Origin of the sequence: Amycolatopsis nalaikhensis, assembly GCF_030264295.1 — a bacterium.
In the GTDB taxonomy this organism is placed as follows: domain Bacteria; phylum Actinomycetota; class Actinomycetes; order Mycobacteriales; family Pseudonocardiaceae; genus Amycolatopsis; species Amycolatopsis nalaikhensis.
Map to the genome: position 1 here is coordinate 5,200,915 of NZ_CP127173.1, position 21,725 is coordinate 5,222,639.

General features: G+C 72.4%; 23 protein-coding genes. 9 read left to right on the forward strand and 14 right to left on the reverse strand.

The features are described 5' to 3' along the window. Positions 1–7: 7 nt before the first annotated feature. The 4 genes from QP939_RS25705 to QP939_RS25720 are packed head-to-tail and all read left to right on the forward strand — an operon-like array spanning position 8 to position 2,131. A complete protein-coding gene (locus QP939_RS25705) occupies positions 8–415 on the forward strand; it encodes a roadblock/LC7 domain-containing protein (RefSeq protein ID WP_285459408.1) in 408 nt (135 codons plus the stop codon). After that, the gene (locus QP939_RS25710) at positions 412–789 is read left to right on the forward strand and encodes a DUF742 domain-containing protein (RefSeq protein WP_285459409.1); all 378 of its coding nucleotides are present in this window, start codon (positions 412–414) and stop codon (positions 787–789) included. Before QP939_RS25705 ends, QP939_RS25710 begins: the two co-directional genes overlap by 4 nt. Beyond that, on the forward strand, positions 770–1,357 hold the full coding sequence (locus QP939_RS25715) for a GTP-binding protein (protein ID WP_285459411.1): 588 nt from the start codon (positions 770–772) through the stop codon (positions 1,355–1,357). The genes QP939_RS25710 and QP939_RS25715 overlap by 20 nt, the downstream gene beginning before the upstream one ends. A gap of 18 nt (positions 1,358–1,375) precedes the next feature. Then, a complete protein-coding gene (locus QP939_RS25720; RefSeq protein ID WP_285459849.1) occupies positions 1,376–2,131 on the forward strand; it encodes an MHYT domain-containing protein in 756 nt (251 codons plus the stop codon). 91 nt (positions 2,132–2,222) lie between these two features. On the opposite strand, the gene QP939_RS25725 is transcribed toward QP939_RS25720, so the two are convergent. After that, entirely contained in the window at positions 2,223–2,870 is a 648-nt protein-coding gene (locus tag QP939_RS25725; RefSeq protein WP_285459413.1) for a PaaI family thioesterase, read from the reverse strand. 30 nt (positions 2,871–2,900) lie between these two features. Beyond that, a complete protein-coding gene (locus QP939_RS25730) occupies positions 2,901–3,659 on the reverse strand; it encodes an SDR family NAD(P)-dependent oxidoreductase (RefSeq protein ID WP_285459415.1) in 759 nt (252 codons plus the stop codon). Positions 3,660–3,716: 57 nt separating this feature from the next. Between QP939_RS25730 and QP939_RS25735 the strand changes: the two genes are divergently transcribed. After that, entirely contained in the window at positions 3,717–4,253 is a 537-nt protein-coding gene (locus QP939_RS25735; protein WP_285459416.1) for a ferritin, read from the forward strand. A gap of 165 nt (positions 4,254–4,418) precedes the next feature. Then, positions 4,419–5,249 carry a formate/nitrite transporter family protein gene (locus QP939_RS25740; RefSeq protein ID WP_285459417.1) on the forward strand — a complete coding sequence of 277 codons (831 nt, stop codon included), beginning with the start codon at positions 4,419–4,421 and terminating at the stop codon, positions 5,247–5,249. Positions 5,250–5,438: 189 nt separating this feature from the next. Here QP939_RS25740 and QP939_RS25745 read toward each other — a convergent pair whose 3' ends face one another. Continuing rightward, a complete protein-coding gene (locus tag QP939_RS25745) occupies positions 5,439–5,807 on the reverse strand; it encodes a DUF5313 family protein (protein WP_285459418.1) in 369 nt (122 codons plus the stop codon). A 21-nt stretch (positions 5,808–5,828) separates the two neighbouring features. Next, entirely contained in the window at positions 5,829–6,440 is a 612-nt protein-coding gene (locus QP939_RS25750; RefSeq protein WP_285459419.1) for a dihydrofolate reductase family protein, read from the reverse strand. Between the two features lie 74 nt (positions 6,441–6,514). On the opposite strand from QP939_RS25750, the gene QP939_RS25755 reads away from it, so the two are divergent. Continuing rightward, entirely contained in the window at positions 6,515–7,378 is an 864-nt protein-coding gene (locus QP939_RS25755) for a LysR family transcriptional regulator (protein ID WP_285459420.1), read from the forward strand. Here the strand turns inward: QP939_RS25755 and QP939_RS25760 are convergent. From QP939_RS25760 to QP939_RS25795, 8 genes are all read right to left on the reverse strand, one after another. After that, entirely contained in the window at positions 7,375–8,838 is a 1,464-nt protein-coding gene (locus QP939_RS25760) for a sensor histidine kinase (RefSeq protein ID WP_285459421.1), read from the reverse strand. The two genes, QP939_RS25755 and QP939_RS25760, sit on opposite strands and share 4 nt — an antisense overlap. Further along, the gene (locus tag QP939_RS25765; protein WP_285459422.1) at positions 8,835–9,518 is read right to left on the reverse strand and encodes a response regulator transcription factor; all 684 of its coding nucleotides are present in this window, start codon (positions 9,516–9,518) and stop codon (positions 8,835–8,837) included. The genes QP939_RS25760 and QP939_RS25765 overlap by 4 nt, the downstream gene beginning before the upstream one ends. 27 nt (positions 9,519–9,545) lie before the next feature. Next, positions 9,546–10,307: an ABC transporter permease gene (locus tag QP939_RS25770; RefSeq protein ID WP_285459423.1), complete on the reverse strand. Its 762-nt coding sequence runs from the start codon at positions 10,305–10,307 to the stop codon at positions 9,546–9,548. Beyond that, entirely contained in the window at positions 10,304–11,209 is a 906-nt protein-coding gene (locus QP939_RS25775) for an ABC transporter ATP-binding protein (protein ID WP_285459424.1), read from the reverse strand. The genes QP939_RS25770 and QP939_RS25775 overlap by 4 nt, the downstream gene beginning before the upstream one ends. 105 nt (positions 11,210–11,314) lie before the next feature. Beyond that, entirely contained in the window at positions 11,315–13,447 is a 2,133-nt protein-coding gene (locus QP939_RS51865; RefSeq protein ID WP_331657637.1) for an alpha/beta hydrolase family protein, read from the reverse strand. A 20-nt stretch (positions 13,448–13,467) separates the two neighbouring features. Continuing rightward, positions 13,468–14,457 (reverse strand): ABC-2 membrane transporter-related protein, encoded by a 990-nt coding sequence (locus tag QP939_RS25785; protein ID WP_285459425.1) that lies wholly within the window; start codon positions 14,455–14,457, stop codon positions 13,468–13,470. Next, complete coding sequence (locus QP939_RS25790; protein ID WP_285459426.1) at positions 14,454–15,335, reverse strand: ABC transporter ATP-binding protein; 882 nt, start codon at positions 15,333–15,335, stop codon at positions 14,454–14,456. Before QP939_RS25790 ends, QP939_RS25785 begins: the two co-directional genes overlap by 4 nt. Further along, entirely contained in the window at positions 15,332–15,724 is a 393-nt protein-coding gene (locus QP939_RS25795; RefSeq protein ID WP_285459427.1) for a GntR family transcriptional regulator, read from the reverse strand. Before QP939_RS25795 ends, QP939_RS25790 begins: the two co-directional genes overlap by 4 nt. A 360-nt stretch (positions 15,725–16,084) precedes the next feature. Between QP939_RS25795 and QP939_RS25800 the strand changes: the two genes are divergently transcribed. Then, a complete protein-coding gene (locus tag QP939_RS25800; protein WP_285459428.1) occupies positions 16,085–17,584 on the forward strand; it encodes an alpha/beta fold hydrolase in 1,500 nt (499 codons plus the stop codon). Here the strand turns inward: QP939_RS25800 and QP939_RS25805 are convergent. Both QP939_RS25805 and QP939_RS25810 read right to left on the reverse strand, forming a co-directional pair. Continuing rightward, positions 17,512–18,909 carry an NAD(P)/FAD-dependent oxidoreductase gene (locus QP939_RS25805; protein WP_285459429.1) on the reverse strand — a complete coding sequence of 466 codons (1,398 nt, stop codon included), beginning with the start codon at positions 18,907–18,909 and terminating at the stop codon, positions 17,512–17,514. The genes QP939_RS25800 and QP939_RS25805 overlap by 73 nt on opposite strands. A gap of 20 nt (positions 18,910–18,929) precedes the next feature. Further along, the gene (locus tag QP939_RS25810) at positions 18,930–20,717 is read right to left on the reverse strand and encodes a chloride channel protein (protein WP_285459430.1); all 1,788 of its coding nucleotides are present in this window, start codon (positions 20,715–20,717) and stop codon (positions 18,930–18,932) included. Between the two features lie 247 nt (positions 20,718–20,964). On the opposite strand from QP939_RS25810, the gene imuA' reads away from it, so the two are divergent. Beyond that, complete coding sequence (imuA', locus tag QP939_RS25815; protein ID WP_285459850.1) at positions 20,965–21,642, forward strand: DnaE2-dependent mutagenesis accessory factor ImuA'; 678 nt, start codon at positions 20,965–20,967, stop codon at positions 21,640–21,642. Positions 21,643–21,725: the final 83 nt, after the last annotated feature.

A 21,725-nucleotide genomic window follows, 5' to 3' on the forward strand; every position in this document is an offset into this window, starting at 1 on the left:
AGCGGAAGTGGTCGACCAGTCCCGGAACTGGCTGGTGTCAGCGTTCACCGAGGAGGTGCCCGGCGTCGCGCACGCCGCGCTCGTCTCGGCTGACGGGCTGCTCGTGGCGGCGAACGAAACCCTGCCCCGCGACCGGGCCGACCAGCTCTCGGCGATCGCGTCCGGACTGGCGAGCCTCGCGCTCGGCACGGCCGACCTGTTCACCGCGGGCCGGGTCGTGCAGTCGGTGATCGAGATGGAGCAGGGTTTCCTCATGCTGATGAACGTCGGCGACGGCTCGAACCTGGTGGTGCTGGCCAACCCCGGCTGCGACATCGGGCTGGTGGGCTACGAGATGACGCTGCTGGTCGACCGGGTCGGGAAGATGGTCGAGACACCGGCGCGGCCGACGGCGTCCCCGGGAGCGGCCCGGTGACCGAAGGCCGGCGACGCGAAGGCGGGCGGCACGCGGCGTCGCTGGCCCGCCCGTACGCGTGGACCGCCGGCCGCACCCGGCCGACGGTGGACCTGGCGGTGGAAGCGCTCATCGAGACCACGCCGGAGGGGCGCGTGGCGCCCTACAGCCCGACCAACCCGCTCGCGGTGGTGACGCAGCTGTGCCTGCACCAGCGCTCGGTCGCGGAGGTCGCGGCCCACCTCGGCGTGCCGCTCGGCGTGGCCAGGGTGCTCATCGGCGACCTGCTGACCGCGGGCCAGGTGTCCATCCGGGACACGCTCACCGCGGACGCCTCCTTCGACGAACGGAACGACCTGCTCGAAAGGGTCCTCAGTGGACTACGCGCACTCTGACAAACGCATCACCTCGGCCAAGATCGTCGTGGCGGGCGGGTTCGGGGTCGGCAAGACGACGTTCGTCGGCGCCGTCTCGGAGATCAACCCGCTGCGCACCGAGGCGCTGATGACGGCCGCGGCCGTCGGCGTCGACCGGACCGAAGCGGTGCCGGGGAAGTTCGCCACCACGGTCGCGATGGACTTCGGCCGGCTCACCCTGGCCGAGGACCTGGTGCTCTACGTGTTCGGCACGCCGGGGCAGCACCGGTTCTGGTTCATGTGGGACGACCTCGTCTGCGGCGCGGTGGCGGCGATCGTCCTGGTCGACACGCGGCGGCTGGCGGACTGCTTCGCGTCGATCGACTTCTTCGAGTCGCGCGGCCTGCCGTTCCTGGTGGCGGTGAACCAGTTCCACGGCACCCGCCAGCACGCGCCCGACCAGGTGCGCGAAGCCCTCAAGATCTCGGCGGCGGTGCAGGTCGTCACGTGCGACGCGCGCTCGCCGGAGTCGACGAAACAGACGTTGATCGCCGCGGCGGAGCACGCCTTGGCGGAACTGCACGCGCCACGGCAGCGGCAAGCCTGACAGGAGCACGGAATGGACATGGACCACGAGGACTTCGCGATGGGCCACTGGCTCGTCGTGCTCGCCTACCTGACGTCGGTGGTGGGCTGCGCGCTCGGGCTCGCCTGCACGCTGCAGGCGCGGTCGACGGACAACGCGCGCACGCGGCTGATCTGGCTCGGGCTCGCGGCGGTGTCGATCGGCGGCGTCGGCATCTGGGTCATGCACTTCATCGCGATGCTCGGGTTTTCCACGCCCGGCCTGCCGGTGCGCTACGACGTCCTCCGCACGGCGCTGTCGGCGGTCCTGTCGGTGGCGGCGGTGTTCTGCGGGCTGCTCGTGTTCGGCGTCCGCAGCCGGTTCGCCTGGAAGCGGCTGCTGCTGGGCGGGGTGCTGACCGGGCTCGCGGTCAACGTCATGCACTACACGGGGATGTGGGCGGTGCAGATCAAGGGCACGATCGGCTACGACCCGACGCTGGTGGGGCTGTCGGTGGTGATCGCGGTCGTCGCGGCGACGGCGGCGCTGTGGTTCACGGTCGGGCTGGACAAGCTCCTGCCCCGGCTGGCGGCGGGCCTGGTGATGGGCGCGGCGGTGACCGGCATGCACTACACGGGCATGGCGGCGGTCCGCCTGCACCTGGACCCGGCGGCGCCGGACCCGTCCGGTACGGAGGTGTTTTCGTTCCTGTTCCCGGTGTTCGTGCTGGCGGCGCTGGCGATGGCGGTGCCGATCTGCGCGGTGCTGATGGCGTCGTCGAGCACGGAGGCGCCCCGCCCGACGACGGTCGCCTAGTGGCCGCCGTCCCGTGGGCTGAAGGGCCCTTTCCTTGCATCACACGCGAGGAAAGGGCCCTTCAGCCCATCTGATGAGAGGAACGTCCCCTTCAGCACGGCGTGCCCTGGTCCTCAGTGGACACCGGGAAGTGGTCGGCGCTGAAGTGCACCAGGATCGCGGTGGCGGTCGCGCAGACGTCGTCCCCGGCGCGGAGGGTGCCGGTGGCGTGGAGCTTGCGCCCGTCGCGGCGCACGAGCCGCCCTTCCGCGGTCAGGGGAACCGCGTAGGGCGTGCCCCGGTGGTAGTCGATCGTGAGCGACGCGGTCATCCCGGGAAACCCGGCGGCCGCCGTGGCCCGCCCGAGGACGTGGTCGAGCACCGCCGCCACCCAGCCACCGTGCACTCGCCCCGGCGGGCCTTCGTGCGCGGCGCCGAGGAGGACGTCGGCGCGCACGACGTCCGGTCCGATGTCGACCCACGACAGCGGCGGGGCCAAGGGATTCCCTGGTCCTTCGAGCGGGTTGTTGATGCTGAGGTGACCGCCGCCTTCGAGGGCGGCGAGCAGGAGCGGAGGGGAGTGCCCGGCGGCGCGCAGGGCCGCGGTGACGGCTTCGACCCGGCTCGCCGCGGCGACCAGGTCGGCTTCGTCGTCGCGTACGCGGATGGCGGCTTCGATCAGCTCGCGGATCCGGGTGGCGAGGAGTGCCCGGCCGGGCGGGACGCCGTCGACGACCGGGAACACCGGACTCTCCGCCATCGCACCCCCGAAAGTAGAACGTGTTCCACTCTACCAGGTCGGCCGGGCCGTGACGCCGCCGTCGACGACGAGATCGTGCCCGGTGATCCAAGCCGCCAGCGGCGAAGCGAGGAAAACGCACGCGTTCCCGATGTCGGCCGGCGTTCCCAGCCGACCCAGCGGCGCCGCGCGGTGCCAGCGCTCGACCCCCTCCGGCCACTCCGCCGCCAAGCCGGGCCGGTCGATCAAGCCCGGCGACACCGTGTTGACGCGGATCCCCCGCGGCCCGTACTCCAAAGCCGCGCCCCGGGCATGCATCACCAAGGCGGCCTTGGCCGCGCTGTAGTGCACATGCCCGGGCGCGGGCTGGCGGGCCTCGATCGACGCGATGTGCGTGACGCTCCCGCCTTCGCCCATCAGCCGGGCCGCCGCCTGGGTGCACGAGAACGCGCTGGTCAGCGTCGCGTCCAGCATCGACCGCCACTCCTCGGCCGTCACCTCCGCGAGCGGGGACACCGGCTGGATCCCGGCGTTGTTCACCAGCGCGTCGAGCCGTCCGCCCCACTCCGCGACGGCGTCGAGCAGCGCGTGGCACGCCCGGTCGTCGGTGAGGTCGGCCGAAAACGCGCGGGCCCGGCCGCCCGCCTCGCGGATCGCCTCGACCACCTCGTCGGCCGCGCCCGGGCGGCGGTGGTGGACCGCCACCGCGCTGCCCGCCTCGGCGAACCGGCGGGCGATTCCGCGGCCCAGCGTGCCGGACGCGCCCGTGACGCAGGTGATCGTGCCGGACAGGTCCAGTGCGGGGGTCACCGGCCGATCGTAGATCCGCAGGCTGCCGCCCGGCGCCCGCCCGTCGTAGGTTGGGGCATGGCCAAAACACCGAAGTTCCCCGAACTGCTGCGGACCCAGATCCGGCACGAGTTCACCGCCGCCCAGCAGTACATCGCCCTGGCCGTCTGGTTCGACGCCCGCGACCTGCCGCGGCTGGCCAAGCGCTTCTACCGGCAGTCGATCGAGGAACGCAACCACGCGCTGGCGATGGTGCGCTACCTGCTCGACCGCGACCAGCCGGTGGTGATCCCGGGCAGCGGCGACGTCCGGAACGACTTCTCGAGCGTCCACGAGGCGATCTCGCTTGCCCTCGAGCAGGAACGCACGGTCACCGCCGACATCGAGACGATGGCGAAGGCCGCCCGTGCCGACGAGGACTACCTCGGCGAGCAGTTCGTCGCCTGGTTCCTCAAGGAGCAGGTGGAGGAGGTCGCGCAGATGACCACGCTGCTCACGGTCGTCGAGCGGGCCGGCGGCAACCTCTTCGAGATCGAAAACCACCTCTACCGCGAGTCGGCGACGGACGTCGAGGAAGCGCCGGACATGCCTCCGGTCGCCGGCGGGAAGCTCTGAGCCCGGATCGTTGCTCGATGTCCGATTTCACCGGGGCGCGGGAGGCGCGTGCGGTTCCGCTCATGAGGCCGTGATGCGGGGTTCACCGCCCGGAATCGGACGGCGGTTCGACTGGGGCCGGTGATCAGCCGATCGCCGCAGCCGATGCCGCCAGGAGGAGCAGCCGTGCCCATCCCGATTTCCGAAGCCCTCAGCGTCCAGGCGGACTCCGCGCGGAGCAAGATCGCCGAGCTGCGCCGCCCGGGCCGCTACCTGCTGAGCTCGGCGCTCGCGGGAGCGTACATCGGGATGGCCGTCGTACTGCTGCTCGCGGTGTCCGGGCCGCTGAACGCCGCGCAGTCGCCGTGGACGAAGCTCGTGCAGGGGCTGGTGTTCGGGATCGCGCTGACGGCCGTGGTGTTCGCGGGCGGGGAACTGTCCACCGGGAACATGATGACGATGGTGCAGGGCATGTTCGCGCGCCGTCGCGGGGTGGGTGCCGGGTTCGCCGTGATCGCCGGTTCGTTCGCCGGGAACCTCGTCGGCTCGGTCGTGTTCGCTTGGCTGGTGCACGAAAGCGGGATCCTGCAGACCGGGCCGGGTGCCCCGGCGGCCGCGCTGCTGGCGGCGACGGTGAAGGCCAAAGCCGCCGAGTCGGCCGGGACGCTGTTCTTCCGCGGGGTGCTGTGCAACTTCCTGGTCTGCCTCGCGGTGTGGATGGCGGCGCGGACGAAGTCGGACGGCGCCAAGCTGACGCTGATCTTCTGGTGCCTGCTGGCGTTCATCGGCTCCGGGTTCGAGCACGTGGTGGCCAACATGACGGTGTTCTCCCTCGGCCTGTTCGACGGCGTGCCGGGCGCGACGCTCGGCGCGTTCGCGGTCAACCTCCTGCTGGTCGGGCTGGGCAACCTCGTCGGCGGCGGCTTGATCGTCGGGGCAGGGTACGGCTTCCTCGGCCGGAGCGAGCCCGCCGTGGTGGCCGAACCGCAGCCCGCGCTCGAGCCGGTCTCCGCGTAGGGCTGGAGGACGCGCCGCGTTCACGCGCGGCTGGCCGGGGGCAGCACCCGCCCGCTCGACGAGCGCGCCGGGGGCACGCCCAGCGTCGTGCTACCACCTCGCGTCGGTCCGGGCGCTGCTCGGCGAGCCCTACGACGGCAGCGACGCCGCCCGGGTGGTGGCTGCGGTCGTCGCTTTCCTGACGGCGGGTCACGGCCACGTCCCCGAACCCGTCCGGCGTCGGCGGATCTCCTTGCCGGTGCCGGGCGGGAAGCCGTGCTTCTGCAGCCGGACCTCGGCGAGCTCGTCGGCGCTGGTCACCGTGAAGAACAAGCTCATGCCGAGGCTCAGCACCAGCCCCGCCACCACGGCCCCGACCGGCAACGGCGTGAACAGGACGGCCAGCACGAACGCCGCCGCGAGCCAGGGCAGCGCCTCGACGAAGATCCGGAACGCGAACCGCAGCACCCACGTCTTCGCCGTCGCGTCGTGCAGCACCCACTCGCGGTAGGCGTCCGGCAGTCGGCCGCCGTAGACGTACCGGAGCCAGCGCAGCGGGCCGGGCCGGGGGACAGGCATACCCCTGGGGTACCCACTCCGTCAGGACCGCACGCGGTACACCAGGTGGGTGACCGAATCCGTCGCCCGCACGTCCACCTGCTCCAGGTCCAGCGGGGGGACGCCGTCGAACAGCCGGACGCCGGCGCCGAGCGTGTACGGCGCGATGTGCAGCCTCAGCTCGTCGATCATGCCGGCGGCGAGGTACTGGTTGACCGTGGTCGCGCCGCCGTGGACCGACACCGGGCCGTCCCCGGCCGCCTCGCGGGCGCGTTCCATGGCGGCTTCGATGCCGTCGGTGACGAAGTAGAACGTGGTGCCGCCCTCCATCGGCTGCGGCTCGCGCGGGTGGTGGGTGAGCACGAACACCGGCGCGTGGTACGGCGGGTTGTCGCCCCACCAGCCCGTCCACGGCCGGTCCCAGTCGCCGCGGACCGGGCCGAACATGTTGCGCCCCATGATGAACGCCTTCGCGGTCATCATCCGGGCGAACTCGGCCGGGTGCTTTTCGGGGCCTTCGGAGTACCAGGCGTGCAGCTTGTCGCCCCAGCCGTCGCCGCCGTCGTCGCCGAACGGGCGCTGCTCGGTCTGGTGGTGCCCGGCCGCGTAGCCGTCGAGCGTGATCGTCAGGTCGCAAGTGGTGTAGGTCGTCATACCTTCAGCATGGAACGGTCCCGATATGACGTCCAATGCCAAATTCTCGGCGAAATCATTGATATTCTCGATGGATGCTCACCCTGGTCCACCTCAAGGTCTTGGCCGCGGTGGCCCGGCACGGCTCGGTGACCGAAGCGGCCAAGCAGCTGCACTACTCCCAGCCGTCGGTGAGCCACCACCTGTCCCGCTTGGAGGCGGCCACCGGCGTCAAGCTCCTGCAACGCATCGGGCGTGGCGTCCGCCTGACGCCGGAAGGGCGGCTGCTCGCCGACCGGGCCGCCGAAATCGTCGGCCGCGTCGACGCGGCGGCGATCGAGCTGGCCGCCCAGGCCGGGCTGCGGTCGGGCCGGATCCGGTTGGCCGCCAACGCGTCCACGCTGTGCACGATCGTCCCGGAGGCGACCACGGCACTGGCGCGGCGGCACCCGGGGCTGGAGCTGAGCCTCTACGACCGCCACCCGGTCGAGGCCCTGACGATGCTGCGCCACGGCGAGATCGACATCGCCCTGGTGTTCCGGCACGCCGGGACGGAGCTGGGCGAAGACGAGGGAGTCCGCCTCGTCCACCTGCGCGACGACCCGGTCCACCTGATCAGCCGCCGTCCGGACGACAGCCTCGCGAACCACCGCGACTCGGCGTGGATCGGCGGGTGCGAGCGGTGCCGGGAGGAGCTGGCGGCGGTGTGCCACCAGGCGGGGTTCACGCCGCGGATCGCCTCGCACAGTGACGACATGGTGGTGGTGCAGGCGCTGGTCGCGGCGGGCGCGGGGGTGACGATGCTGCCGGGCCTCGCCCTGCGCGCCCACCGGCGCCCGGACGTCCACGCGACCGAGCTGACCGGGTTCCACCGGCGGATTTACGCGGCCACGTATGGCGATCCGCCCGACCCGCCCGCGGTCGCGGCGGTGCTGGCCGCGCTGGCGGAGGTGCCTTAGTCCACAGTAGACACGTCGCCGGGCTCCTCCAGTGGCAGCCACAGCCGGAAACAAGCACCCTCCCCGACCGCCGTCTCCAGCTCGACGTCCCCGCCGTGGGCCCGGGCCAGTGAGCGAGCGATGGCGAGCCCGAGCCCCGCGTCGGCACCACCCGTGCGCGTCCGGGACCGGTCCACCCGGTAGAACCGGTCGAACACCCGCCCCGCCTGCTCGGAAGTCATCCCCGGCCCGTCGTCGGCCACCTCGAGCACCGCGCGCCCCGACACCGTGCCGACGCCGATGCGGACCGGCGTGCCCGGTGGCGTGTGGGCCGCCGCGTTGCCGACCAAATTGGTCACCACCTGCCGCAGCCGGGCCTCGTCGGCGTCGACCGGGGCCGGGCCCGGCCCACCCCCGCCGCCCGGGCCGGTCAAGGTCACCGGGCGGGACGGGTCCAACGCCCGCAGGTCGTGCCGGGCGTCGCCGGCCAGGGTGCGCAGGTCCATCGGCGTGCGGTCGAGCTGGCCGTCGGGTGCCTCGTCGAGCTGGGCCAGCAGCAGCAGGTCCTCGGTGAGCGCGGTGAGCCGCGCCGCTTCGCCGTCGATGCGCCGCATCGCTTCGTCCACATCGGACCGTGCGGGCAGCGCCCCCATCCGGTACAGCTCCGTCGACCCCTTGATGCCGAACAACGGCGTGCGCAGCTCGTGGCTGACGTCCGAGACGAACGCGCGCATCCGGGCCTCCGACGCGGCCCGCTCGGCGAAGGCCTGCTCGAGCTGGCCGAGCATCGTGTTGAGCGACGCCGCCAGGTGGCCGATCTCGGTGCCGGGCGGGGCGAGGTCGGGGACGCGCCGGGTGAGGTCGCCGTCGGCGATCGCGGCGGCCGTGTGCTCGATGCGCCGCAACGGCCGCAACCCGCGGCCGAGCGCGAACCAGCCCGCCGCCGTCAGCAGGACCAGCAACGCGGCCCCGGTCACCAGGCTGCTGGTGCGGAGCTGGGCGATCGTCGCGTCGGCTTCGGCCAGCGGCGCGGCCGAAACCACCGTCCCGCCCCAGCGGACGGCCGGGCGTGCGACGGCCCGCCAGCGTTGCGACCCGTCCGCGGCGGGCAGGTCGACGGCCGTCCCGTCGCGGGGCACCGTGCGCAGCGCGTCGGACGGCGGCAGCGTCGTCCCGGCCACGCGCGAGGAGTTCAGGCCGCCCACCACGGCCCCGCCGGCGTCCAGGTACACCACGTACGGCGTGCCGAGCAGGTCGAGCGCGGGGTCGACGAGGTCCGGGCGGGCGGCCGGGTTCGCGGCCGGGGGCGGGCCCGACGCGCGGGAGATCAGCTCGGTCATCGAACGCAGCTGGCCGTCGAGGCGGTCGAGCTGGTAGCGCTCCAGCCGGTCGGACACCAGCGCGCCGAGGATGCTCAGCCCGGCCAGCAGCAGCCCGGCGGTGAGCAGCAACAGCCGCGTCCGCAGCGAAAGCCGCCTCACCGGCGGGGTTCCCGCAGCACGTACCCGACGCCGTGCACGGTGTGGATCAGCTTCGGCTCTTCGGTGTCGACCTTCCGCCGCAGGTACGAGATGTAGGTGTCGACGATGCCCGCGTCGCCGCCGAAGTCGTAGTTCCACACCCGGTCGAGGATCTGCGCCTTCGACACGACGCGCCCGGCGTTCTCCATCAGGTAGCGCAGCAGCCGGAACTCGGTGGCCGAGACGCGGACGGGCCGTCCCGCCCGCGTCACCAGGTGGCCGTCGGCGTCGAGCGCGAGCGTGCCCACGGTCAGCACGTCCGCCTGACGGCCCTGGGTCCGGCGCAGGATCGCGCGGATCCGCTCGATCAGCTCCGCCAGGTCGAACGGCTTCGTCACGTAGTCGTCCGCGCCGAGAGCGAGGCCGGTGACCTTGTCGGACTGGCGGTCCCGGGCCGTGAGGAACAGGACGGGCACCGCCGCGCGCCGCTCGCGCAGCCGCCGGACGACCTCGAAGCCGTCCATGTCCGGCAGCATGACGTCGAGCAGCACCAGGTCGGGTGGCTCACCGGTGGCCGCGGCGACCGCTTCGGCGGCGGTCGCCGCGGACGTCACCCGGAACCCGGCGAACCGCAGCGCGGCCGACAGCAGCTCCCGGACGGTGGCCTCGTCGTCCACCACCAGCAGCCGTTCACTCGCCATGGGCGCGAGGATACGGAAAACCGGGCATCAGACGTCCCGGCGCCGGAACACCACGAACGCGGCGGCCAGCACGGCCGCGACGCCGGCGCCCAGCCCGGCCAGGTTCAGCCACGGGTGCGGGAACGCGGGATCGGGCAGCGTCTTGAACACCTGGGCCGCGCCCAGCGTCGGCCAGAAGGCGAACATCCCTTCGAGCCACGCGGGGAAGAGCCCGGCGAGCGCGGGAACCAGGAAGACGATCCCGACCAGGATGGCGAGCGCGCCCGCCGTCGCCCGCACGATCGTGCCGAGCCCGGCCGCGAGCAGCGCGATCGCCGTCAAGTAGAGCCCGCCACCCGCGACGGCGGGCAGCACGCCGGGGTCGCCGAGGGCCGCCGTCGGGACGCCCTTCGCGCCGAGGACGGCCTGCCCGATCAGGAACGCGGCGAACATCAGCACCTGCCCGGCGAGCACGGCGACGGCGGCGGCCACCACGACCTTGGCCGCCAGCAGCCGGTGCCGCCGGGGCGTGGCCAGCAGCGACGTCCGCATCAGGCCGGTCGCGAACTCCGAGGTGACGACCAGGATGCCGAGCACCCCGATGATCAGCTGCGCCACGATGTACGACGTCAGGCTGCGGGCGGTCGGGTCCCAGGCCGCCGGGTCCTCGGCGTAGGCGTCGGGGGCGGCGTTCATGGCGAGCGCGGTGATGCCGAGCCCGACGGCGAACAGGCACCCGAGGGTGAGCCACGTGGAGCGCAGGCTGCGGAGCTTGACCCACTCGGCGCGGACGGTGTGGGTGAAGGTCATCGGCCGGCCCCCTGGTAGTCGACGCTGTCCTTGGTCAGCTCCATGAAGGCGTCCTCGAGCGAGACGCGCTGCGGGCTCAGTTCGCCGAGCGCGACGCCGTGGTAGGCGGCGAGCTTGCCGATCTCTTCGCTCGTCATGCCGGAGACGACGAGCGACGACTCGGCGCCTTCCCGCACGGTCGCGCCGGCGGCGGTCAGCCGGAGCGCGAATTCGGGGTCGGGCGTGCGGACGAGCACGGTGCCCTCGCCGCGCACGAACTCGGCGACGCCGGTGTCGGCGATGAGCTTGCCCCGGCCGATGACGACGAGGTGGTCGGCGGTCTGCGCCATCTCGCTCATCAGGTGGCTGGACACCAGCACCGCGCGGCCCTCGCGGGCCAGTGACCGCATGAAGTCCCGGATCCAGCGGATGCCCTCGGGGTCGAGCCCGTTCACCGGCTCGTCGAAGATCAGCACCCGCGGGTCGCCGAGCAGGGCGGCGGCGATGCCGAGGCGCTGCCGCATGCCGAGCGAGAACCCGCCCGCCCGCTTGCCCGCCACACCCGTCAGCCCGGTCCGGGCGAGCACCTCGTCGATGCGGCGCCGGGGCAGGCCGTTGCTCACGGCCAGCGCCAGCAGGTGGTCATAGGCCTTCCGGCTGTCGTGGACGGCGCCCGCGTCGAGCAGCGCGCCCACCTCGGTGAGCGGGACGGGGAGGTCGCCGTAGCGGCGGCCGCCGATGGTGACCTGGCCGCGGGTCGGCGCGGCCAGCCCCACGATCATCTTCATGGTCGTGGTCTTGCCGGCCCCGTTCGGGCCGAGGAACCCGGTCACCTGGCCGGGTTCGACGGTGAACGACAGGTCGTCGACCACGGTGTCGGGCCCGTACCGCTTGGTCAGTCCCCGGATCTCGATTCTCGTCATGCGGCGAGCGTGCCGAGCCGGTCCGGCCGGTTGCTGAGAAGTTCTGGGAGAACCCTGGGAATGCGGCACCCGCCCCCTGGCCGGGGTGCCGCATTCCCAGGGTTTTCAGTGGCAGAACACGACCTCCGGGTAGGCGGGCCGGTCGAGCTCCGGCCGCGCCACCCCGCGCAGGTGCTGGTCGAAGAACGCGGTGACGTACGTCCGGATGATCGTCTGGGTGCGCAGCGCGGTGGTCGTCGCGCCGATGTCGACGCCGAGCTCTTCCCCCACCAGGCCGACGTCGGTGAACGACGCGTGCTGGGTGCCCTTCACCTCGGCCCAGCGCCGCCAGCCGGTCAGCTGGGCCCAGTCCCGCTCCCACGGCTCGTTCCCCGGTGCGCAGGTCGTGGCGGCGAGCTGGTGGCTGACGAACATGAACGGCCGCGACAGCCCGGGCGGCTCCAGCGCGACCTGGGTCGTGCCGTCGATGTCCATCCCCGCCTTGACGCGAGCGTCGGCGACCATCGTCGGCAGCGTGCTCGCGCCGCCGGCGGAGTGCCCGGCCATGCCGATCCGGGACGCGTCGAGCAGCGGGCCCCACTTCGGCGAGCGGGTCAGCGCGTCCAGCACGAACGACACGTCGGCGGCGCGGCCCAGCTCCAGCTTCCGCCAGAACGCGTCGTCGTGCGGCACCTCGCAGGACGCGCACCCGGCGAACCGCCCGTCGGGGAAGCTGGTCCCGGTGTTCTCGTAGGTGTGGCCGACCAGCGCGACGGCGTACCCGTGGCTCGCCAGGTCTTCGGCCAGCGCGGTGAGCGTGGCGCGCGGCTTGGTGTAGCCGGGTGACAGCACGACCAGCGGGAGGTCGTGGCCGTCCGGCCGGGCGTCGGCCACCGCGTGGGTCACCATCGTGGTGAGCAGGTCCGAGGGGACGTCGAGGCCGCTGCCCTCGAGCAGCGCCGCCGACTCCGCGGCGGTCAGGTACCGCGTCTTCGGGCCGTGCGCCGAAGCCGTCGGGTAGAAGAGCGACACCATGAGTTCGCGGTAGGGCACCGACGGCACCCACGGGTCCGGCCGCGAGGTGTCCTTCAGGTACACGGCGGTGCTGCCCACCGGCCGGTCCCCGGTCGGCGCGGGCAGGTAGGGCGTCGACGTCCGGGCGAAGGAGACCTCGGGGTGACGCGGTGACGGTTCGTCGAGCAACGGTTGCTCCTTTCCGCTCAGGTGCCGGTCGAAGAAGGCCCGGACATAGGCCGCGGTGACGGCTTGGCCGCGGGCGGCGGGGGTCGTCGCGCCGAAGTCCAGGCCGAGCTGCTCGCCGACCAGCCCGATGTCGGTGAACGACGGGTGCGCCATCCCGGCGACGACGAGCCAGCGCTTCCAGCCCGTCAGCCGGTCCCAGTCCCGTTGCCAGGTATCGGATTCCGCGCCGGTGCCCGGCGCGTAGCGGCTTTGCCTGCCGAGGAGCAGGAACGGCCGGTCCAGTGTGGTCAGTGAGCCGTTCGTGGTGCCGTCGATGTCGATTCCGGCCTTGACCCGGGGATCGGCGACCATCGTGTCGAGCGTGCTCGCGCCGCCGACCGAGTGCCCGGCCATGCCGATGCGCGCCGGGTCGATCAGGGACGCCCACTTCGAGTGCGTCAATGAGTCCAGGACGAACGAGACGTCGGTCGCCCGGCCCCGCTGCAGCTTCCGCCAGAAGGCGTCGTCGTAGTTCCCGCAAGCGGCGCAGCCGGTGACGTGCCCGTCGGGGAACGTCGTGGCGACGTTTTCGTAGGTGTGGTCGACCACGGCGACGGCGGTGCCGTGGCTGGCCAGGTCTTCGGCGAGCGACGTCAGTTCGGCGCGAGGCCGCTTGAAGCCGGGCGAGAGCACGACGAGCGGCAGGCGGCGCCCGGCGGGCCGCGCGTCGACGACGGCGTCCGTGCGGACGGTGGTCAGCACCGACGGCGGGATGCCGGTGATCCCGGCCTCCTCGAACACGGCCTTCGCCTCGGCCTCGCTCATGAACTGCTTCTTCGCTCCCTGCGCCGAAGCCGTGGGGTAGAAGAGCGAGACCATGAGTTCGCGGTAGGGCACCGACGGCACCCACGGGTCGGGCCGCGAAGTGTCTTTGAGGTACAGGGAAGTCGTCCCGACGGGCTGGGAGCCGGTCGGTTTCGCCAGCGAGAGCGCCGGTTCCGCCGCCGAGGCGGCCGGGGCCGACAGGGTGAGCGTGGCGGCCAGGAAGATCGTTGTCTTGACTGCGAGAGTGCGCATGGTTTCCCCCAGACTGGTCGTCAGGACAAGTGGCGGACGCGGCGGAAGCAGAACGCGGTGAGCGCGGCCGTCAGCACGAGGTAGAGCGCCAGTTCCAGCCACTGCAGGGCCCAGAACCGGGAGCCGGGCTGGTAGGTGATGTGCTGGTGGTAGCCGTGGGCGTCCAGCTGGGCGAGGCACGCGCTGACCGTCCCGTGGTCCGGCGGGCCCGCTTCCCGGCTCGGCTTCGGCATGCAGTGCTGCACGAAGTCGGGCAGCGGGGTCACCGCGTTCCCGGCCGGGTCCACGGTTTCGTTGGTCAGCATCCACGCCCCGGCGGGCCGGGTCACGCCGATCTCCTCGATCACCCCGGACTCGTTGCCGGTGATGTTCGTGATGTTCCGGTCGGTGATCGAAACCGTCTCGTCCACCGGCGGCAGCAGGTACGGCCGCACGAAGACCGGCACGAGCAGCAGCACCGCGGCGAGGGCGACGAGCGTGACGGCCATCGCGGCCAGCGTGCGCCGCAGCAGCATCCCGACGGCAACGCCCAGGACGAGCGCGAAGGCCGCGTAGCCGATCGGCGCGATCCCGCGCGCGCCGAACACCGCGGGCGCGATGCGCGCCAGCGCCCCGGGTGCGGTGCGGGCGCTCGCGAGCGCGTCGATCGGGCTCGCCCACCAGGTCACCGCCAGGCTCAGCACGCCACCGGCGAGCATCGCGGCGGCGACGCCGAAACCGAGCTTCGTGGTGAGCCAGCGCTTGCGCGTGACCGTCTGGTTCCACACCAGGCTGTGCGTGCCGCTCTCCAGTTCGCGCGTGATCATCGGGGCGCCCCAGAACACGCCGATGACCGCGGGCAGCAGGTACAGCACCAGGATCGTGCCGCTGAAGAGGACGTCCTGGTCGGAGAAGTCGGTGCGGCCGACCAGGTCCGGCCCGGTGACGGCGAGCACGACGGCGATCGCGGCCAGGCCGGCGAACACCGACAGGGCGGGGACGCGGAACTGGCGCCAGGCGAGCCAGGTCATCGGAGCACCTCCAGTGCGGGCCGCGCGGCGGCCGGGTTGCTCATGTACTCGAGGACGAGGTCTTCGAGGCCGATCCGCCCGACCGTCCACACGGGATCGAGGATCGGCGCCTCGGTGCGGACGACGAGGGTGGTCTGGCGGTCGGTGTGCTTGGCGGAGACGACGTGCTGGTCCGACGGCAGCGTGTCGACGTCCCGGCGCGGCCCGGAGAGCCGGTGGTGCGTGGCGAGCAGCTCTTCGACGTCGCCCATCACCCGGACCTGCGACGCGACCAGCACGACGAGGTGGTCGCAGACCCGCTCGAGGTCGTTGACCAGGTGCGAGGACATGACGACCGACAGCCCGTGCTCGGCGACGGCTTCCATGAGGTCCTGCAGGAACTCCCGGCGCGCCAGCGGGTCCAGCGCGGCGACGGGTTCGTCGAGCAGCAGCAGTTCGGGCCGTTTGGCGATGCCGATGGTGAGCGCGAGCTGCGCGCGCTGGCCACCGGAGAGCTTTCCGGCGTGCTGCTCGGGGTTCAGCCCCAGTCGTTCGATCCGCTTCGCGGCGAGCGCGGCGTCCCAGCGCGGGTTGAGGTGCGCGCCGAGCCGCAGGTGCTCTTCGATGGTGAGCCCGGAGTAGACGGGCGTGTTCTGGGCGACGTAACCGACTTTCGCCAGCTGGTCCGGGCCGCTGCCGGGCACGCCACCGCACACCTCGATGGTGCCGGTGGTCGGCTCCAGCATGCCGGAGGCGATGTTCAGCAAGGTCGACTTGCCCGCGCCGTTCGGCCCGACGAGCCCGGTGACGTGCCCGGCCTCGATCTCCAGCGTGCAGCCGGTCAGCGCCCAGTCGCGCTTGTACTTCTTGCCCAGTCCCTGGGCACGCAGGACGGTCACGCTATGTCCTCTCTGGCGGAGTCGCGAAACGTGGACATCAGCAGGGCCTCGATGCTCTCTTCGTCGAGCCCGGCCTTGCGGGCTTTCGCCAGCCAGCGGCGCAGGTCCTGCCGCAGCGGCCCGAGCACGGCGAACGACGCGCCGTTGAGCGTCGCCGTCACGAAGGTCCCGACGCCGGGCCGCGCCGAGACGAGGCCGTCGTGCTCCAGTTCGCGGTAGGCCTTCAGCACGGTGTTGGGGTTGATCGCGAGGTCGGCGACCACGTCCTTGACCTTCGGGAGCTGGTCTCCCTCGTTGAGCAGGCCGAGGCGCAGCGCGTGCCGCACCTGCTGGACCAGCTGCTGGTACGGCGACAGGCCGGACCTCGCGTCCAGGTGGAACTCGATCATCGGCAACTCCATTTATCTAGTTGCCTAGTACTATAGCTAAAGTCTGCCGGTGAGTGCCAGAGATCTTTTCGGCGCGGCTCGCGCGGGTCGGCGGCAAGCGCCCTAATGTGGCGTTGGGTGCATCCAGCGCACCGAACGCCACATTGGGTGCGTTGAGCGCACCGAACGCCACATTGGGTGCGTTGAGCGCACCGAACGCCACATTGGGGCGCATCGGCGAGGTCCGCGGGCGCTCGGGTGGTGCCGGAGATCTTTTTCGGGCCCGCGCTCAACCTCGCCGCGGGGCCACCCGTCTGAGGAGGTGATCGTTTCCCCGTCCCGAAAGGACTTTTCGTGCTTCGTTTTCCTGGGGGAGGCTTCGTGCGCGGCCTGGTCGTCGCGCTCGGGGTCTCGACGGCCGTGGTGGCCGGCCCGGCGGTGGCGTCCGCCTCCGCCGACAGCGTGCCGACGCCGCGGCTGAGCTGGACGGACTGCCGAGACGGCTTCCAGTGCGCCACCGCGCGGGTGCCGCTGGACTACGACCGGCCGTCGGGCACGCAGATCGACCTCGCGCTCATCAAGGAGCCCGCCACCGATCCCGCGCACAAGCTCGGCACGCTGTTCGTCAACTTCGGCGGCCCCGGCGCGTCCGGCCTGCAGCGGCTGCGGGAGCGGGGCAAGTGGCCGTGGCTGTTCTCCGCCGAGCTGCGCGCCCGGTTCGACGTCGTGTCGTGGGACCCGCGCGGCATCGGGAACAGCACCGCGGTGCGCTGCTTCGACACGCAAGCCGAGCAGGAGTCGTTCTTCGGCGCGTTCCCGGAGATGCCGGGTGATCCGAGCGGCAACGCGGCGTTCTACGCGAAGTCGAAGGAGCTGGCCGACCGCTGCGCGGCGAAGGCGGGCCCGATCCTCGAGCACGTCTCGACGGCGAACACGGCGCGGGACCTGGACGTCCTGCGCCGCGCGGTCGGCGACGCGAAGCTGACGTACCACGGGATTTCGTACGGAACGCAGCTCGGCGCGACGTACGCGAACCTGTTCCCGAACCGCATCCGGGCGATGGTGTTCGACGGCACGATGGACTTCGTCGGCAACGCCACCGGCCACGACGGCACCGGCAAGTCCGTCCCGCTGGACACCCGGCAGGACGTCGCGACGGGGATTTCCCAGACGTTCGACCAATTCCTGCGCTTGTGCACGGAAGCCGGGCCGAAGTGCGCGTTCTCCTCGGGTGACCCGAAGGCGAAGTGGGCGGCGCTGACGGCGCGTGCCAAGCAGGCCCCGATCGTCAGCGACGGCGAGACGTGGACGTACTCGGGCATCATCAACGCGGCCGCCGACCTGTCGGACTCCCGCGGCTGGCCGGACATCGCTTCGCTGCTGCAGCGGTTGTACGACGCACCTCAGGCGTTCGCTCGTTCGTCGGAGCCGTACACGGCGAACCGGACCGAGGCGTTCAACGCGATCCAGTGCAGCGACAGCGACGTCCCGGCGGACCCGGCGATCTACAGCCGGTACGCCGAGTCGGAGGACCGGCGGGTGCCGTACTTCGGCCGGATCGCGGTGCTGGACATGATGAGCTGCGCGTTCTGGCAGGCGAAGGACACCGACCGGTACACGGGCCCGTGGAACCGCCCGACCTCGGCGGAGATCCTGGTGCTGAACAACCGGTTCGACCCGTCGACACCCCTGCCCGGCGCCCGGGACGGCGCGGCCGAACTGGCGCGGGCAAGGGTGTTCGTGACCGAGGGCTACGGGCACTCGTCGATGTACGTGCCGAGCACGTGCACCGAGAAGGTCAAGCGGGACTACCTGATCTCGGGCACTTTCCCGGACGCGGGCGCGAGCTGCGGGATCGACGCGAGTCCGTTCGCGGGCTGACCGGGGCGGGCCTCGACGGCGAGGCCCGCCATCCCGCCCGCGACGAACGCGTCACGCGGGTGCTGCACCGAAGCCAGCGACAGGATGTCGCGGCCGAACAGCGCCTGCGTCAGCCACACCGCGAGCACGCGGACCTTGCGCTCCCACGTCGGCACCGCCAGCACGTGGTAGCCGCGGTGCATCAGCCATGCCGGCAGGCCCGTGATCACCAGGTGCCGGTACTGGAAGATGCCGCGGCCCAGGCCGAGCGTCGCGATCGCGCCCAGGCTGTGGTGGAGGTAGCGCTTCGGCTCGCGGCCCCGCAGCGTCGCGATGATGTTGCGCGCCAACAGCTTTCCCTGGCGGTACGCGTGCTGCGCGTTCGGCACCGTGTGCGCGCCCGGGATCGGCGACGCCAGGTCCGGCACCGCCGCGTCGTCGCCCGCCGCCCACGCGTCCGTCACGCCCTCGACGCGCAGGTCCGGGCGCACCACGACCAGGCCGCGCTCGTCGACCGGCAGGTCCGTGTGCTTGCCGATCACCGGGTTGGCGCCGTTGCCCGCCGTCCACACGATCAGCTCCGAGTCGTACTCCTCGCCGGTCGACAGCGTCACGTGCCCGTCCGCCGCCGACGTCACCAGCGTGCTCAGGTGGACGCGCGCGCCGCGGCGTTCCAGCTCCCGCACGACCCAGCGGCCCGGCCGGTCGGTGACCTCCGGCAGGATCCGGTCCGACGCCTCCACGAGGTGGAACCGCAGCTCCTCGCGGCGCAGCTCCGGGTAGCGCTTGAGCAGCGCCGTCGCCAGCGACAGCAGCTCGCCGAACCCCTCGACGCCCGAGAACCCGCCGCCCACGAACGTGACCGTGAGCAGCTTGCGGCGCAGCGGGCCGTCCGGGAGCGCGGCGGCGCGGTCGAACGCGGTCAGCAGCCGGTCGCGGATCGCGACGGCTTCCTCGACGTGCTTGAGCCCGATCGCCTGCTCGGCGACGCCGGGCACGGGCAGCTTCCGGGTGACCGCGCCGGCCGTGACGACGATCGTGTCGTAGCCGAGTTCGAAGGGCTCGCCGTCGGCGGGCCGCACGGTCACGACGCGGTGCGCGTGGTCGATGGCGGTCACCGTCCCGGCGACGACGCGGGTGCGGCGCAGGTGCCGCCGCAGCGACACGGCCGCGTGCCGCGCCTCGACCGAACCGGCCACGACCTCGGGCAGGAACGGCTGGTAGGTCAGGTACGGGCGGGGGTCGACGAGGGTGACCTCGGCCTCGCCGCGCCGCAGCTTCTTCTCCAGCTTCCACGCCGCGTAGAAGCCCGCGTAACCACCACCGACGATCAGGATCCGGCGCATTTCGTCCTCTTTTCCTCGCTTCACTGGGAAGACGAGGTGGCGGAAGACGGTGTGACCGCGATGCGCGTCACAGCGAGGACGCGCTCGCGGTGGTGTTCTTCGTGGAGGTCGCGGCGCCGCGCGTGCAGGAGCTGGGCGAGGGTGACCACGCCGCGCACGCGGCCCGGCTCGGCGCGGTCGACGACCGGGGCCTGCGTGACGTGCCCGGTCGCGAGCTTGTTCGCGACCTCGCGCAGCGTGTCGTCCGGGTGGCACAGGGCGTGGGTCGGCGTGGTCGCGTCGGCGACCGTGCGGCCGGTGCAGGTGAGCAGCGCGTGCCGGGTCGTGACGCCGAGCAGGCGGTCGCGGCCGTCCACGACGGGGTACAGCGTCGCGTGCCGGGTGTGCGGCAGCGCGTCGTAAACCGTTTCGCCGTGGGCGAAGACGACCGGGTTGGCCGTCATCACTTCGTGCGCGAAGAACGTCTCCAGCGGGTCGGTCGTGTACTCGCGGGTCAGGTGCAGGCGTCGTCGCGCGATCTTTTCGGTGAGCACGGACCGCTTGAGCAGCAGCACCGACACGGCGTAGGCCGACACCGACGCCACCACGAGCGGCAGCAGGTCGTTCCACGCGTGGGTGAGCTCGAGGGTGAACACGATCCCGGTCAACGGCGAGCGCATGACGCCGCCGACCACCGCGGCCAGCCCGCACACCGCCCAGAACCCGGCGGTCACGTGGGGGAGCAGTCCACCCTCGGCGGCGCCGAGGGCCGCGCCGATCATGAACACTGGCGCCAGGACGCCGCCCGAGGTGCCCGAGCCGAGCGAGAGGGACCAGATGAGCGTCTTCACCACGAGCACGCCGATGATCAGCGACGTCGTCGCCTGCCCGGTGAGCAGCTGGTCGATGACGTCGTAGCCGACGCCGAGCGCGCGCGGCTCGACCAGCCCGCCGGCGCCGATGACGAGCCCGCCGATCGCCGGCCACCACATCCAGTGGATCGGCAGCCGCGCGAACCCGTCTTCGGCGAGGTAGACCAGCGCCGTCGCGGCGATGGCGAGCAGGCCGCCGGTGATGCCGGGCACGAGCGCGAGGACGTCGGCGACCGCGCCGGGCGCCGGGGCGGCGGGCAGGCCGAACACCGGGTCGGTGCCGAGGAGGAAGCCGCGGCAGAGCGTGCTGGTGAGGACGGCCGCGGCGACCGGGACGAAGCTGCGCGGCCGCCATTCGAACAGCAGCAGCTCCACCGCGAGCAGGATCGACGCCAGCGGAGCGTTGAACGTCGCGGCCATGCCGCCCGCGGCTCCGGCGACGAGCAGCGTCTTGCGTTCGTCGGCGGACAGGTGCAGCAGCTGCGCGAGGATCGAGCCGACGGCGCCGCCGGTCATGATGATCGGGCCTTCGGCGCCGAACGGGCCGCCGGTGCCGATGCTGATGGCGGCGGACACCGGCTTCAGCACGGCCACGCGCGGGGCGACCTTGCTCTCCCCGGTCAGGATCGCCTCGATGGCCTCGGGCATGCCGTGGCCGCGGATCTTCTCCGAGCCGAAGCGGGCCAGCACGCCGATCACGAGCGCGCCCGCGACCGGCGCGGTCAGCACCAGCCACCACGGGTGCGCGCTGCCGCCGGGCGCGACGAGCGCGGTGTCGAAGCGCTGGTAGAAGACGAGGTTCGTGATCAGCCCGATGAGCTTGAGCAGCCCGAGCGCGGCCAGCGAGGCGGCGGCGCCGACCGGGACCGCGAGCAGGGTGATCAGCAGCATGCGCGGCCGGACCTGGAAGTCGCCCAGGTGCGTCGCGCGCGGCTGGGGCGGAGTGCCACCGCTCATCGGGCCTCCGTTCGGCGCGTCAGGGTTTGCGATCAGCAATACTTGTAGTGGCAAACAGTCGGGGTCAAGTCGAGGCGCGGTGGAGTGGCCTGGTTCACGGCCCTCGCCGTGCCGGGTGGTGTGGCTTGACAGCGGCCCCTCACGTCTCGCACTATGCGAACAAGTGTTCGATGAGTGTCTGGGTTCGCCTGTGGCTTCCTCACGCGGGTGTCTCCGGTACGAGTACGTGGTGCTGGAGGTGAGCGTCGTGGCGGTGCCGGAGGCGCTGTCGGCGATCCCGGGTGTCCGCACGGCCGCGCAGCTGGCCGAGCCGGCGGCCGACGCGGGCGAGGTGCTGACGGTGCTGCCGGCGTTGGCGGGCCTGCTGCCGGGCGGGGGGTTGCGCCGGGGCAGCACGGTGTCGGTGTGCGGAGCGACGTCGCTGGTGCTGGCCCTGCTGGCGGCGGCGACCCGCGAGGGGTCGTGGGCGGCGGTGACGGGGGTGCCGGAGCTGGGCCTCGCGGCGGCCGCGGAGTTCGGCGTCGACCTCGAGCGGATCGCACTGGTCCCGCACCCGGGGGCGGAGCTGGTGGGCGTGCTGTCGGCCCTGGTGGACGGGTTCGACCTGGTGGTGCTCGGCCCGGCGCTGATCGAGGGACCCCAGCTGGCGCGGCGGCTGGCCGGGCGGGTCCGCAACCGCGGGACGGTCCTGCTGACAGTGGGGCCGTGGCCGGGAGCGGACATCGAGCTGAGGGTGTCCGGCCGCCGCTGGCAAGGCCTCACCCAGGACGGCCACGGTCACCTCCGGACTCGCGAGGTGGAGGCGACCAGCCGCGGCCGCGGCGCGGCGGCCCGGCCTCGGGTGGTGCCGTTGAAGCTTCCGGACGCGAGCGGGGGTGTCGCGCGGGGTGGACCGCCGCGACGGCTGGTCGAGGTGGCCGGGTGAGCTGGCCGACGGCTGCCCGGGTCGGCGGCTGGATGTGGTGGGAGGTAAGGGGTTTCCGCGCGGCGGATGGGGCCGGGCGGCTC

Excerpts from the sequence above, each read along its gene's own strand:
- QP939_RS25745 (WP_285459418.1), bottom strand. The coding sequence starts at position 5,807 with ATGCCTGTCCCCCGGCCCGGCCCGCTGCGCTGGCTCCGGTACGTCTAC.
- QP939_RS25755 (WP_285459420.1), top strand. The coding sequence starts at position 6,515 with ATGCTCACCCTGGTCCACCTCAAGGTCTTGGCCGCGGTGGCCCGGCAC.
- QP939_RS25770 (WP_285459423.1), bottom strand. The coding sequence starts at position 10,307 with ATGACCTTCACCCACACCGTCCGCGCCGAGTGGGTCAAGCTCCGCAGC.
- QP939_RS25785 (WP_285459425.1), bottom strand. The coding sequence starts at position 14,457 with ATGACCTGGCTCGCCTGGCGCCAGTTCCGCGTCCCCGCCCTGTCGGTG.
- QP939_RS25765 (WP_285459422.1), bottom strand. The coding sequence starts at position 9,518 with ATGGCGAGTGAACGGCTGCTGGTGGTGGACGACGAGGCCACCGTCCGG.
- QP939_RS25775 (WP_285459424.1), bottom strand. The coding sequence starts at position 11,209 with ATGACGAGAATCGAGATCCGGGGACTGACCAAGCGGTACGGGCCCGAC.
- QP939_RS25725 (WP_285459413.1), bottom strand. The coding sequence starts at position 2,870 with ATGGCGGAGAGTCCGGTGTTCCCGGTCGTCGACGGCGTCCCGCCCGGC.
- QP939_RS25720 (WP_285459849.1), top strand. The coding sequence starts at position 1,376 with ATGGACCACGAGGACTTCGCGATGGGCCACTGGCTCGTCGTGCTCGCC.
- QP939_RS25810 (WP_285459430.1), bottom strand. The coding sequence starts at position 20,717 with ATGAGCGGTGGCACTCCGCCCCAGCCGCGCGCGACGCACCTGGGCGAC.
- QP939_RS51865 (WP_331657637.1), bottom strand. The coding sequence starts at position 13,447 with ATGCGCACTCTCGCAGTCAAGACAACGATCTTCCTGGCCGCCACGCTC.
- QP939_RS25805 (WP_285459429.1), bottom strand. The coding sequence starts at position 18,909 with ATGCGCCGGATCCTGATCGTCGGTGGTGGTTACGCGGGCTTCTACGCG.
- QP939_RS25735 (WP_285459416.1), top strand. The coding sequence starts at position 3,717 with ATGGCCAAAACACCGAAGTTCCCCGAACTGCTGCGGACCCAGATCCGG.
- QP939_RS25750 (WP_285459419.1), bottom strand. The coding sequence starts at position 6,440 with ATGACGACCTACACCACTTGCGACCTGACGATCACGCTCGACGGCTAC.
- QP939_RS25795 (WP_285459427.1), bottom strand. The coding sequence starts at position 15,724 with ATGATCGAGTTCCACCTGGACGCGAGGTCCGGCCTGTCGCCGTACCAG.